14 protein-coding genes are annotated in these 11,628 nt (G+C 57.5%); 5 read left to right on the top strand and 9 right to left on the bottom strand.

All coding sequences use genetic code 11. The features are described from left to right. Window positions 1-24 precede the first annotated feature (24 nt). Window positions 25-1,740: a bifunctional sulfate adenylyltransferase/adenylylsulfate kinase gene (locus Z945_RS0103305; protein ID WP_025050697.1), complete on the top strand. Its 1,716-nt coding sequence runs from the start codon at window positions 25-27 to the stop codon at window positions 1,738-1,740. 114 nt (window positions 1,741-1,854) lie between these two features. Here the strand turns inward: Z945_RS0103305 and Z945_RS0103300 are convergent, their stop codons facing one another. Next, complete coding sequence (locus Z945_RS0103300) at window positions 1,855-2,064, bottom strand: DUF1150 family protein (RefSeq protein WP_420911445.1); 210 nt, start codon at window positions 2,062-2,064, stop codon at window positions 1,855-1,857. A gap of 13 nt (window positions 2,065-2,077) precedes the next feature. Continuing rightward, on the bottom strand, window positions 2,078-2,491 hold the full coding sequence (locus Z945_RS0103295; RefSeq protein ID WP_025050695.1) for an Hsp20 family protein: 414 nt from the start codon (window positions 2,489-2,491) through the stop codon (window positions 2,078-2,080). Window positions 2,492-2,648: 157 nt separating this feature from the next. Here Z945_RS0103295 and Z945_RS0103290 point away from each other — a divergent pair, with 157 nt between their 5' ends. The 3 genes from Z945_RS0103290 to Z945_RS0103280 all read left to right on the top strand — a co-directional run bounded on the left by Z945_RS0103290 (window position 2,649) and on the right by Z945_RS0103280 (window position 4,503). Further along, window positions 2,649-2,873: a YdcH family protein gene (locus Z945_RS0103290; RefSeq protein ID WP_025050694.1), complete on the top strand. Its 225-nt coding sequence runs from the start codon at window positions 2,649-2,651 to the stop codon at window positions 2,871-2,873. A gap of 81 nt (window positions 2,874-2,954) precedes the next feature. Then, window positions 2,955-3,443 (top strand): 5-(carboxyamino)imidazole ribonucleotide mutase, encoded by a 489-nt coding sequence (gene purE, locus Z945_RS0103285; RefSeq protein ID WP_025050693.1) that lies wholly within the window; start codon window positions 2,955-2,957, stop codon window positions 3,441-3,443. Continuing rightward, complete coding sequence (locus Z945_RS0103280) at window positions 3,436-4,503, top strand: 5-(carboxyamino)imidazole ribonucleotide synthase (RefSeq protein ID WP_025050692.1); 1,068 nt, start codon at window positions 3,436-3,438, stop codon at window positions 4,501-4,503. Before purE ends, Z945_RS0103280 begins: the two co-directional genes overlap by 8 nt. Here the strand turns inward: Z945_RS0103280 and Z945_RS0103275 are convergent. Further along, window positions 4,493-5,635 (bottom strand): alpha-D-ribose 1-methylphosphonate 5-triphosphate diphosphatase, encoded by a 1,143-nt coding sequence (locus Z945_RS0103275; protein WP_025050691.1) that lies wholly within the window; start codon window positions 5,633-5,635, stop codon window positions 4,493-4,495. The two genes, Z945_RS0103280 and Z945_RS0103275, sit on opposite strands and share 11 nt — an antisense overlap. Beyond that, entirely contained in the window at window positions 5,622-6,395 is a 774-nt protein-coding gene (locus Z945_RS0103270) for an alpha/beta hydrolase (protein ID WP_052862599.1), read from the bottom strand. The genes Z945_RS0103275 and Z945_RS0103270 overlap by 14 nt, the downstream gene beginning before the upstream one ends. 85 nt (window positions 6,396-6,480) lie before the next feature. Between Z945_RS0103270 and Z945_RS0103265 the strand changes: the two genes are divergently transcribed. Continuing rightward, complete coding sequence (locus Z945_RS0103265; protein ID WP_025050689.1) at window positions 6,481-6,936, top strand: NUDIX domain-containing protein; 456 nt, start codon at window positions 6,481-6,483, stop codon at window positions 6,934-6,936. Here Z945_RS0103265 and Z945_RS0103260 read toward each other — a convergent pair. The 5 genes from Z945_RS0103260 to groES all read right to left on the bottom strand — a co-directional run bounded on the left by Z945_RS0103260 (window position 6,902) and on the right by groES (window position 11,613). After that, the gene (locus tag Z945_RS0103260) at window positions 6,902-7,750 is read right to left on the bottom strand and encodes a DMT family transporter (RefSeq protein WP_025050688.1); all 849 of its coding nucleotides are present in this window, start codon (window positions 7,748-7,750) and stop codon (window positions 6,902-6,904) included. The two genes, Z945_RS0103265 and Z945_RS0103260, sit on opposite strands and share 35 nt — an antisense overlap. Window positions 7,751-7,870: 120 nt before the next feature. Further along, window positions 7,871-8,536, bottom strand: a complete 666-nt coding sequence (locus Z945_RS0103255) for a response regulator (protein ID WP_025050687.1) — start codon at window positions 8,534-8,536, stop codon at window positions 7,871-7,873. Window positions 8,537-8,669: 133 nt separating this feature from the next. Then, window positions 8,670-9,392 carry a sensor histidine kinase gene (locus tag Z945_RS19280; protein WP_025050686.1) on the bottom strand — a complete coding sequence of 241 codons (723 nt, stop codon included), beginning with the start codon at window positions 9,390-9,392 and terminating at the stop codon, window positions 8,670-8,672. Window positions 9,393-9,599: 207 nt separating this feature from the next. Beyond that, window positions 9,600-11,252 carry a chaperonin GroEL gene (gene groL, locus Z945_RS0103245; RefSeq protein WP_025050685.1) on the bottom strand — a complete coding sequence of 551 codons (1,653 nt, stop codon included), beginning with the start codon at window positions 11,250-11,252 and terminating at the stop codon, window positions 9,600-9,602. A 73-nt stretch (window positions 11,253-11,325) separates the two neighbouring features. Then, the gene (gene groES, locus Z945_RS0103240; RefSeq protein WP_025050684.1) at window positions 11,326-11,613 is read right to left on the bottom strand and encodes a co-chaperone GroES; all 288 of its coding nucleotides are present in this window, start codon (window positions 11,611-11,613) and stop codon (window positions 11,326-11,328) included. Between the last annotated feature and the right edge of the window lie 15 nt (window positions 11,614-11,628).

The following is an 11,628-nucleotide window of genomic DNA, read 5'->3' as shown; positions in this document are numbered from 1 at the left end:
TCATTGGTAAGAAACGAGACAAATATGAGTTATCTGGCGAACCTCGCTCCGATTCCGGAGCTTTATGTGTCCTACGATTCGGCGCAGAAGATGAAATCCGAAGCGGCCAATCTGGTCAGCCACGATCTGTCCCCCCGACAGGTCTGCGATCTGGAGCTGCTGATGAACGGCGGGTTCAACCCGCTCAAAGGGTTCCTGTCAGAAGCTGATTACAACAGCGTTGTCGAAACCATGCGCCTGACCGACGGCAGCCTGTGGCCCATGCCGATCACGCTCGATGTCTCCGAAGATTTTGCAGGCAAGCTGGAAATCGGGCAAGACATCGCCCTGCGGGATCAGGAAGGTGTGATCCTTGCCACAATGACCGTCACGGACCGTTGGGAGCCAAACAAAGCCCGTGAGGCCGAAAAGGTGTTTGGCGCAGATGATGACGCCCATCCGGCGGTGAACTACCTGCACAATCAGGCCGGCAAGGTTTATCTGGGCGGTCCCGTCACCGGCATCCAGCAGCCTGTCCACTATGACTTCCGCGCCCGCCGCGATACGCCTAACGAACTGCGGGCCTATTTCCGCAAAGTCGGATGGCGCAAGATTGTCGCCTTCCAGACCCGCAACCCCCTGCACCGTGCGCATCAGGAACTGACCTTCCGCGCTGCCCGCGAGGCGCAGGCCAACCTGCTGATCCATCCGGTTGTCGGCCTGACCAAGCCGGGCGACGTTGACCACTTTACCCGCGTGCGCTGCTATGAGGCCGTACTAGACCAGTATCCTGCGGCTACGACCACGATGTCCTTGCTGAATCTTGCCATGCGCATGGCCGGCCCGCGCGAAGCGGTCTGGCATGGTCTGATCCGAAAAAACCACGGCTGTACGCACTTCATCGTAGGCCGCGACCACGCAGGCCCCGGTTCGAACTCAGCGGGCGAAGATTTCTATGGTCCTTATGATGCACAGGATTTGTTCCGCGAGCATCAGGAAGAAATGGGCATCGAGATGGTCGATTTCAAACACATGGTCTGGGTCGACGAACGCGCACAATACGAAGCCATGGACGAGATCAAGGACAAGGATGATGTCACCATCCTGAACATCTCCGGCACCGAATTGCGCCGCCGTCTGCAGGAAGGTCTGGAAATCCCCGAGTGGTTCTCTTTCCCTCAGGTCGTCAAAGAACTGCGCCGTACAAAGCCACCACGCAACAAGCAGGGCTTTACCGTGTTCTTCACCGGTTTTTCCGGTTCCGGCAAATCCACCATCGCCAATGCTCTGATGGTCAAGCTGATGGAAATGGGTGGCCGCCCAGTGACGCTGCTGGATGGTGATATTGTGCGCAAGAACCTCAGCTCGGAACTTGGGTTCAGCAAGGAACACCGGGATCTGAACATCCGCCGCATCGGCTATGTCGCAAGCGAAATCACAAAGAACGGCGGCATCGCGATCTGTGCGCCCATCGCGCCCTACGCCACCACCCGCCGTGCGGTGCGCGAGGACGTCGAAGCCTTTGGTGCCTTTGTCGAAGTGCATGTCGCCACGTCGATCGAAGAATGCGAGCGCCGCGACCGCAAAGGTCTCTACAAGCTCGCGCGTGAAGGCAAGATCAAGGAATTCACCGGCATTTCGGACCCTTACGATGTACCCAAGGATCCGGAACTGAGCGTTGAGACCGAGAACGTTGATGTCGACAATTGCGCCCATCAGGTATTGCTCAAGCTTGAAAGCATGGGTCTGATCTCAGGCTAAGGTTGCCTGCGGATCAGAAGTAAAACGCAAAAGCGCAGCCCGATACAGGCTGCGCTTTTTCATTCGTTCTGCCAAATGCGCGTTGCATCCTGACGTAGAATTTCAAATTGACGTTTAATGTACCATCACCGGCGCGTAGTCATGTTCGCGTGCCAGATGAAACGCGAGCTTGCGATCACCGACCAGCGCCAGTTGCTGGCCTTCCGCGTCGTGCACCGCATAAAGCATCTTGAGCCCTTCAGCCTGGTCGCGCACTTCGCGCGGCAAATCAGACACGGCAATGGTTTTCACATAGACCGTCCGGTCGCTCGTTTGGGAGTTCATGTCTTGCATCGTCCTACCCTTTCTTAATCTTTATAGTCTGTACAACTGTCTCTGGTTTGGCGCGGGTCAAGTCCACATGCAGCAGACCGTTCTCCATCTGCGCCTCGCCCACGTCCACACCATCGGCCAGTACAAAGCTGCGTTGGAACTGTCGCGCGGCGATTCCTCGGTGCAAAAACACCCGATGATCGCTGTCATCGGTTTGCCGGCCTCGAATAACCAATTGCCGATCCTCTACTGTGATCGAGAGGTCATCTTCGCCAAATCCCGCTACGGCCAAGGTGATGCGATAGCTGAAATCAGATGTTTGTTCGATGTTGAAGGGCGGATAGCCCTCGTTCCCCGACTTGGCCGTGCGTTCCAGCACACGCTCAAGCTGTTCAAATCCCAACATATGGGGATAGGAGGCAAGCGTCAGTTTCGTCATGCGACACGTCCTTTTTCGGCAAGCGACAGTCAATGCGGGCCCCGTTATGGCGACCCTCAATCAAATATGGGGGCGGCGCTACGCTTGCGCAAGGGCTATGCGCAAGCAAGGTGAACACCTATAATAATGGTAAGAAAAATAATGGAATCATCTGTTTATGAACGCCTCTTCTGATCTGTCGATGAAAACCGATGAGGTTTTGCGCGTCGAACTTGAAGTCTTTCGCCGCGAGCATCGTGATCTGGACGAGGCGATCTCGGCCCTATCAGAGCGCTCGACAGCTGATCAGCTGACGGTCCAGCGCCTGAAGAAGCGCAAGCTGCGGCTGAAGGATCTGATTTCGCAAATCGAGGATCGGTTGACACCTGATATTATCGCCTGAACCGTGCAGTTTCCCGCGTTGCCCTGCGGTTCTGCGTGGGTATAGTGCGGCCTTCCAGTCTCCAGCCAAAGGGCACACATTATGACCACTCCTCCCGTCGGTATCATCATGGGTTCACAATCGGATTGGTCCACCATGCGCGAGGCGGCCGTACTGCTTGATGAACTGGGCATCGGATTTGAAAGCCGGATTGTATCGGCGCATCGCACACCCGACCGGCTTTGGGACTATGGCAAAACCGCTGTTGATCGCGGTTTGCAGGTGATCATCGCGGGCGCTGGCGGGGCCGCACATTTGCCGGGGATGATGGCATCCAAAACCCGCGTGCCGGTGATCGGCGTGCCTGTACAAACCAAAGCCCTGTCCGGGGTCGATTCGCTCTATTCCATCCTGCAGATGCCACGCGGATTTCCCGTGGCGACAATGGCCATCGGATCAGCGGGGGCTGCCAATGCCGCATTGATGGCTGCGGGTATTCTCGCGCTTCAGGATGCGGCCCTCGCCAAGCGACTGGATGACTGGCGTGCCGCCCTCAGCGCGTCGATCCCGGAGGTGCCAAGCGATGACTGAACCTCTCCCCACAGGCAGCACCATCGGTATTTTGGGCGGCGGACAATTGGGCCGGATGCTGTCGGTCGCAGCAGCACGGCTTGGCTTCAAGACGCACATCTTTGAGCCTGGTACCAATCCCCCCGCAGGCGATGTGGCCGATCAAGTGACCACCGCCGCCTATGAGGATCACGACGCCCTGCGCCGCTTTGCCGAAAGCTGTGATGTTGTGACCTTCGAGTTCGAAAATGTCCCCACCGCAGCGCTTGATCTCATTGAGCAGATGGTGCCGATCCGCCCGGGCCGCGAGGCGCTGCGTATTTCGCAAGACCGGTTGACGGAAAAGGAGTTTCTGCAAGGGTTGGGCCTGCGCGTTGCCCCTTTTGCAGACGTAACTGATGCAAAGAGCATGGAAGAGGCGGTCGCACAGATTGGTACCCCGTCGATCCTCAAAACGCGCCGCTTCGGCTATGACGGCAAGGGTCAGTCCCGGTTGCGCAGCACGGAGGATGCTGCAAAAGCCTGGGCTGATATGAACGATGCGCCAGCGGTGCTGGAAGGGTTTGTTGACTTCACCCATGAGGTATCGGTCATCGCGGCGCGCGGCAGCGGCGGCGCGGTCGCCTGCTTTGACCCCGGCGAAAATGTGCACTGCGACGGCATTTTGCACACCACCACCGTACCTGCGCGTCTGAATACCGCCCAGCGCACCGATGCCGTCCTGATGGCTGGTAATATACTGAATAGACTGGACTATGTCGGCGTTCTGGGTGTCGAGCTTTTCGTTGCAACTGATGGCTTGATCGTCAACGAAATCGCCCCGCGTGTGCATAATTCGGGCCACTGGACGCAAAACGGCTGCACCGTCGATCAGTTTGAGCAGCACATTCGGGCCATCGTTGGATGGCCCTTGGGCGATGGATCACGTTACGCGGACGTGGTGATGGAAAACCTGATCGGCGATGATATGGACCGTGTGCCTACGCTGGCACAAGAGCGGGATACGGCTTTGCATCTGTATGGAAAGGCCGAGGTCAAGCCGGGCCGCAAAATGGGCCACGTCAACCGGATCAGCCGATAAACCGGTCCGCAATTGCGCCTGACATATAGGACACCTGCCCGCCTGCAAAAGTGGCGGCGATCCTACGACTGCGCTTGTTCAACACGACGAAATCTGCCCGCTTTCCGGGTGCCAAGTTGCCTCGGTCTGACAGGCCAAGCACGGCCGCAGGGCCGGAGGAGATCAAGCCCCAAGCCCCAGCAAGGTCACAAATGCCAGCATCCACCAGCATCAAAGCGGCACGGCGCGGTGACGGATAGTGGTAATCAGAGGCCAGCGCCGTACAATACCCCATCGCGATCAAGTCGATGGCAGACAGGTTCCCGTTGTGCGACCCACCGCGCACCACATTGGGTGAGCCCATAATCACCGAATCCCCTGCCCCATGCGCCGCCTCTGCTGCAGCCAGCGTTTCAGGAAACTCTGCGAGTGTCACACCCCGCGACCGCCAATCCGCGCGGGTCTCAGAGGTCGCATCATCGTGGCTACCCATGTGTATGCCCATCGCCGCGAGTTGAGGGCACAGCGTATCCAGTGCCGCAGGCACCTCCGCCTGTCGTTCATGCAGCGCGATCATGTAATCATGGTGCTTTTGCGGGCTGCGCCCCGCCTTCAACGCCTGCCCGTTCAAACGGCGCGGCAGCTTGCCTTCGCGTAGGCGGTCGTGTGGCAGATGATCATTAAAAACCACGTATCCGACGCCCCAGTCCGCCAACTTCGCAGGTAACCCGTCATATAGCTCCAGCAAATGCGTCTCAAACCGCAGCTGGGCCTGTAGGTCTGTCACGACCGCCGCATTCGTCTCGCGGATGGCGCGAAACACGCGGTCGGCGAATTCAAGTCCGCGCATCCCTCCTTCCCAACTGACAAATTGTGCCAGCACGGCCGTGGTGATACCGCAGGCCGCCAGTTCCGCCTCGCAGGCGATCAAACCCGCATCCATCTGTTTCATCGCGCCGCGCCGCTGGGCCAGATGCCGCTCGAACCCGTCACCATGCAAATCCACAATGCCGGGCAGCACCAGATAGCCGGTCAGATCAACCTTATGGCCCACGGTATCTGGGACAATGATCCCGTCTGCAAAGGAAAGCGTGGACTGAACCACACCCTCCGGCAGCAGAACGTCAGCGCCGGTCATATCAAGGTTTGGCATCCGCAGACTCCACTCCGGGCAGACATTCCCCATCGGTACATCCGATGGAATCAAGCACCCCATCAAACCATGTCATCGACCGGTCAAATTTACCGTCGCGCAAGAACGCCATGGTTTCCCCGATCACTTGCGGATTGTTCATCATAAAGGTGTGGGTCACAGGCAAAACCAGATGATCCCGCATCCCGGCCACCTTGGTAGAGGCAACAGAAACCTTGCCGTCATCCGGTCCCGGCAGAATGCTGGAGAAGTAAGGATTGAGGGACTGTGATCCGGCGATCACCCCCAGTGCGAACGTCACCGGAGGCAGTTGGCGCGGCAGCCCCTCTGCCCCCGTCGCCATTTGTTGTCCCGCCGGTCCGTTCAACCAGTCAAAAGCCGCGATATCATCCATCTCATCGACGACTTCGCTCCCCTGATTAGGCGGCCCCAACATGACGGCACGTCCTACGCGGTCGGCACCCACTTCGGCCACATACTGGCGCAGCAGAATCCCACCCATTGAGTGTGTCACAAAATCCACCTTCGGCGTGCCGCAGGCCGCAACGGCGGCTGGCACTGTTTGTTTCGTCAATTTCTCCACCGGTTCTTCGGTCGAGGGATAGCCAGGGCGTACAATCCGATAGCCTTCGGTCTCCAATGCTGCTTCCATCAATGCGAAGGACGTCTCGGTTCGCGCCAGACCATGCAGCAAGACAACGCAACGGTCCTGCGCTTGCGTTTGACACGCGGTCAGCCCGATAAGGGCGGCGATGATCATGATGCGATATCTCATGTCTGTTCAGATAGACTGAATTCCTGCACTGTGAAATGCTATGCGTCAAAAGCTTTGCGAAAGTCAGCCGATGCGCCCCAAATCACCCCGACTTGCCGTGCGAGCGGTCATTGTGCACCAGGACAGGCTGCTGCTGGTCAATGCCTATCCCGATGGGCAGAGCGATCTGTTGTGCCTGCCCGGTGGCGGTGTGGAAACCGGCAGTTCCCTCCCCGACAATCTGCGTCGTGAACTTTATGAGGAAACCGGTCTGTCTGTCGAGGTGGGCGACCCGTGCATGGTAAACGAATTTCACGATCCTGGTACGGCCTTTCATCAGGTCGATATCTATTTTCGTTGCGCGTTAAGCGGCACCGCGCAGATTGACCCGACCTGGCAAGATCCTGACCGGATCGTCGACAAGTGGTACTGGCTAACGGAGGCGGAGCTGCAAACATATCGCCACAAACCCGACAGCCTGCGCGCTCTGGCTTTTGGTCCTGGCGGCGGTATCAGCTACGATCCGCTGGAACTGCTCTTGCGCTGACCGACCAGCCAATCCCACCGACGACGAGCACGGTTGCAAGGATCAACGGCACGGTTACGACCTCTCCCAGCAGGACCACGCCCGCAAAAATTGCAATCACCGGAACGCTCAGTTGAACAATGGCGGCCGTGGCCCCGTCGATCCGAGGCAGTACAGCGTACCAAAGTGCATACCCCAGACCCGACGTCAGCCCGCCACAAAGGATGCCCAACGCCACGCCGGTCGGCGCAAAGCGCAGGCCCGTGCCCGTCAGCAAAATCAGAAGGATGGGAACGCAGAGCAGAAAGTTTGCAGATGTCGCGGCAAGCGGGTCGCGCGCACCGCGGCCCTGAATTGTATAAGCGGCCCATCCCAATCCAGCGAAGACCATCAACAGCGCCCCGATAGGTTCGACAGTGCTGCCCGGCCCGGGCCAAAGCGCGACCACCAACCCCGCAAAGGCCACTGCGCCACCGGTCCATTGACGCATACCGGGGCGGGTACCGGTCGCGATACTATGCGCGAACATCGTGATCTGGACGACGCCGAACAGAATAAGTGCTCCAAGCCCCGCATCCAACGTGAGATAGGCCAATGAAAACCCCACGATATACACCGCCAGACTAAGCGCCCCGGGGATGCGGTTGCGCCGCAAAAGCGGCAGCCCGCCACCGCGTAAGGAGACCACCATCCCCAAAACCACCGCACCAGAAACCACGCGCACGATTGCGAAACCGGAAGGATCAATATGCCCGCCCTCAATGGCCATGCGGGTAAGCACAGAATTTGCCGCAAAGGCGATCATGGCAAGGGTAATGGCAAGAGCAAGGCGCATGCTTTGGCTTAGCCGGTAAAAGCTGACAGGCCAAGAGGTTGCTACGCCTTGAAAAACGGGCGTGCCAAAAATTAGGAGCCGCCCACTGGGTCGCGAACGGTAGCCTTACCCTCGCGAAGTTCAGTGGAAGATGAACTCGTCCTCATCCCCTAAACCCGCGAGGAATGAGTCCATATCAGCGATGTCGAAACGATTGCGCAGGGTATCGTTTCCGGCACCCATACCGATCATGTTTTCGCGCAGCAAGGATACGACATTCCCTTGCACTTCGCTGTCTTTCAACGCCGATAGCAGCCCTTGACGTATGATCTCCGTCTGCTGCAGCGTTTGCAGGATCATATGCTGACGCTCCCGCGCGACGCTCAGCGCGTTCATCATCGCATTACGAAGACCGTCAACGTCCATGTCATCCTTGCTTAGAAAATCATGGTATCCACCTCGCATCGCCTGCAACGCGGTATTTCTGGAGCCATCGCCCGTGATCATGATCTTGCCTGCGTCTTTGTTCAGATCAGTACGCATGACATGTTCCAACGCCTGCATCCCGTCGCCTTCGGGCAAGCGATAATCGATGAGGATCAGATCGTAATTTTCGCGGGCAACCGCGACGTCCATCGCCGCGATGCTATCCACTTCATCCATGTGAATACCCATCTTCGTCTTTTGCGACAGGCGTTTGATCCGGGCGCGGTCAAAGTTGCTGTCATCCAACAAAAGCACCCGCAAATCTTGCGGCATCCCTACGATGCCGGGGTAGGAGGAAGAATTCGTGTTCGTATGTAGCATTTGGACCATCCTTGGTTGATCTCTATGTCTCAAGAATTGCCCCGAAATGCTGAGGAACCCTTAAGAGCACCTGCCAAACTATGGCGAATTTACGGCGCTTTCGATGCATCGGCTCAAGTACGTGGCGCGTGGTCTACAGCGGCAATCGCACCTCTACCTGACAGCCGCGGGTATCAGGCGTTGAAATCAATCGTGCCGTGCCGCCATAATGGGTCGCGATCCGGCGCACATTGGCAAGTCCCATACCGCTGCCTTCCACCTCGTCACGGGGGCGCAACGTTGTCATCGGACCAAAAACCCTTTCGTGATATTCAGGCAGAATACCAGGCCCATCATCTGCGACGGTCAGCGCGACAGCACCATCTATAAAAGTGCTAGTCACAGAGATATGGCCCTCAGTCCTGTCGTGATGTTTGACGGCGTTCTGAAGCAAGGCATCAAAGAGGGTCAGGACGTCCCGGTCGCCCATGATCACATTCTCGCACTCCAGCGCACGGGCGACCTTGAACCCCGTCGGCAGTATCATCGCCTCGAGCACCTGATCCAATGCTTCATTGAAATTCACCTCACGCACCGTTTGCATGCGACCGACACGCGAAAAGGTCAGCAGGTCCACCAGCATCCGGTCAAGCCGCCCCGTATGGCGGTTCATCATCTCGATCGAGGTTGCGACCGGCCCTTCAATCTTGAAGCCGGATTCCTCAAGATCTTCTGCAATCCACTGTGGCAATTCCAACAAGGCACGCACTGAGGCCCGCACATCATGGCTGATCAGATAAATGAAATCGTCAATATCTTTGGAAGTGCCACCGGACGCCGGCGGCACCGGATCTGTCTGCTCTAACTCTGGTGTCATAACGGCTCACACTGGTCTGCGGGCCTCACCCATAGCTTCTATCCGTTGCAGCTGTCTTAACGCTCTACGCGAAATCTCTGCTTTCGTCGGCTGCCTATGCAAAAGGGCGCAGCCATTACAGCTGCGCCCTCGTATTTGCGGTTGCTAAGCAGCCCGGCATTTTCTCATGAAAATGACGCGGGCGAAGGCGATCCTGAAAGGACCGTCTTACATCATGCCGCCCATGCCGCCCATGCCGCCCATGTCAGGCATGCCGCCGCCAGCAGCAGCGCCATCTTTAGCCGGACGATCAGCAACCATAGCTTCGGTGGTGATCAGCAGACCCGCGATGGAAGCTGCGTCCTGCAATGCAGTGCGCACAACTTTGGCAGGGTCGATCACGCCGAATTTGAACATGTCGCCATATTCTTCGGTTTGTGCGTTAAAGCCGAACTTCAGGTCGTCGCTTTCGCGGATTTTGCCCGCAACAACGGAACCGTCGACGCCTGCGTTTTCAGCGATCTGGCGCAGCGGTGCTTCCAGCGCCTTGCGCACGATAGAAATACCGACGTTCTGGTCGTTGTTGTCACCGGACAGACCGTCAAGTGCCTTGGCACCCTGGATCAAGGCAACACCACCACCCACAACGATACCTTCCTGAACAGCGGCACGTGTCGCGTTCAGTGCATCATCAACGCGGTCTTTGCGCTCTTTCACTTCAACTTCTGTCATGCCGCCAACGCGGATCACAGCAACACCGCCTGCCAGCTTGGCAACACGCTCTTGCAGCTTTTCACGGTCGTAGTCAGACGTGGTCTCTTCGATCTGGTTACGGATCTGGGCAACACGTGCCTCGATCTCGGCCTTATCACCAGCGCCGTCCACAACAGTGGTTTCGTCTTTGGTGATGGAGACCTTCTTGGCGGAACCCAGCATGTCCATGGTCACGGACTCAAGCTTCATGCCCAGATCTTCGGAGATCACCTGACCGCCTGTGAGGATCGCGAGGTCCTGCAGCATCGCCTTGCGACGATCGCCAAAACCAGGTGCCTTGACTGCCGCGATTTTCAGACCGCCGCGCAGCTTGTTCACAACCAGAGTTGCCAGCGCTTCGCCTTCAACATCTTCTGCGATGATCAGCAAAGGCTTCTGGGACTGGATGACCTGCTCCAAGAGTGGAACCATTGGCTGCAGGGAAGACAGCTTTTTCTCGTGCAGCAGGATGATCGCGTCTTCCAGCTCAACAGTCATCTTGTCAGAGTTGGTGACAAAGTATGGGGACAGGTAACCGCGGTCGAACTGCATGCCTTCGACGACGTCTGTTTCTGTTTCCAGACCTTTGTTTTCCTCGACGGTGATGACACCCTCGTTGCCGACTTTCTGCATCGCGTCTGCGATCTGGCGGCCGATTTCTTTTTCGCCGTTGGCAGAGATCGTACCGACCTGAGCAACTTCGTCGCTGTCGGACACTGGGCGTGCCGCCGCTTTGATCGCTTCAACAACCTTGACGGTTGCCATGTCGATGCCGCGCTTGAGGTCCATCGGGTTCATGCCGGCGGCAACAGACTTCATGCCTTCTTTGACGATGGCCTGAGCCAGAACAGTCGCGGTTGTTGTACCGTCGCCTGCTTCGTCATTGGTCCGGGAAGCAACTTCCTTGACCATCTGCGCGCCCATGTTCTCGAACTTATCTTCAAGCTCGATCTCTTTGGCCACGGAAACACCGTCTTTGGTGATGCGTGGGGCACCGAACGATTTGTCCAGAACCACGTTGCGGCCTTTGGGGCCGAGGGTGACTTTTACCGCATTTGCCAGGATGTTCACACCCTTGAGCATTTTGTTGCGGGCATCGGTGTCAAATTTGACGTCCTTAGCTGCCATTTGTATTCTCCATTATCTTGTTGAATTAAGCGTCAATCCTGAGATGCGCGGTACCGCGCACCGATCACTCCAATCAGGAGATGATCCCCATGATGTCGCTCTCTTTCATCATCAGCATCTCTTCACCGTCTACGGTAACTTCGGTGCCGGACCATTTGCCGAACAGGATCTTGTCGCCTGCCTTGACCGCTGGTGCGATCAGTTCGCCGCTGTCCTTGCGGGCGCCATCGCCCACGGACACAACTTCACCCTCGGAGGGCTTTTCCTTGGCGGAATCAGGAATGATCAAGCCGCCTGCGGTTTTCTCTTCGCTTTCTGTGCGCTTTACCAGCACGCGGTCGTGAAGCGGTTTCAATGCCATCTTTGTAGCTCCTTA

This window comes from Sulfitobacter noctilucae, from assembly GCF_000622365.1.
Taxonomy (GTDB): domain Bacteria; phylum Pseudomonadota; class Alphaproteobacteria; order Rhodobacterales; family Rhodobacteraceae; genus Sulfitobacter; species Sulfitobacter noctilucae.
The sequence above is the reverse complement of the archived record's forward strand: the minus strand, read 5'-3'. Positions and strand labels throughout refer to the sequence as shown.

Bases quoted from the DNA above. Each gene is read 5' to 3' on its own strand.
- Z945_RS0103270 (WP_052862599.1), bottom strand. From the start codon at position 6,395: ATGATCATCGCCGCCCTTATCGGGCTGACCGCGTGTCAAACGCAAGCG.
- Z945_RS19280 (WP_025050686.1), bottom strand. From the start codon at position 9,392: ATGACACCAGAGTTAGAGCAGACAGATCCGGTGCCGCCGGCGTCCGGT.
- groES (WP_025050684.1), bottom strand. From the start codon at position 11,613: ATGGCATTGAAACCGCTTCACGACCGCGTGCTGGTAAAGCGCACAGAA.
- Z945_RS0103305 (WP_025050697.1), top strand. From the start codon at position 25: ATGAGTTATCTGGCGAACCTCGCTCCGATTCCGGAGCTTTATGTGTCC.
- Z945_RS0103280 (WP_025050692.1), top strand. From the start codon at position 3,436: ATGACTGAACCTCTCCCCACAGGCAGCACCATCGGTATTTTGGGCGGC.
- Z945_RS0103265 (WP_025050689.1), top strand. From the start codon at position 6,481: ATGCGCCCCAAATCACCCCGACTTGCCGTGCGAGCGGTCATTGTGCAC.
- groL (WP_025050685.1), bottom strand. From the start codon at position 11,252: ATGGCAGCTAAGGACGTCAAATTTGACACCGATGCCCGCAACAAAATG.
- Z945_RS0103290 (WP_025050694.1), top strand. From the start codon at position 2,649: ATGAACGCCTCTTCTGATCTGTCGATGAAAACCGATGAGGTTTTGCGC.
- Z945_RS0103300 (WP_420911445.1), bottom strand. From the start codon at position 2,064: ATGAACTCCCAAACGAGCGACCGGACGGTCTATGTGAAAACCATTGCC.
- Z945_RS0103260 (WP_025050688.1), bottom strand. From the start codon at position 7,750: ATGCGCCTTGCTCTTGCCATTACCCTTGCCATGATCGCCTTTGCGGCA.
- purE (WP_025050693.1), top strand. From the start codon at position 2,955: ATGACCACTCCTCCCGTCGGTATCATCATGGGTTCACAATCGGATTGG.
- Z945_RS0103295 (WP_025050695.1), bottom strand. From the start codon at position 2,491: ATGACGAAACTGACGCTTGCCTCCTATCCCCATATGTTGGGATTTGAA.
- Z945_RS0103275 (WP_025050691.1), bottom strand. From the start codon at position 5,635: ATGCCAAACCTTGATATGACCGGCGCTGACGTTCTGCTGCCGGAGGGT.
- Z945_RS0103255 (WP_025050687.1), bottom strand. From the start codon at position 8,536: ATGCTACATACGAACACGAATTCTTCCTCCTACCCCGGCATCGTAGGG.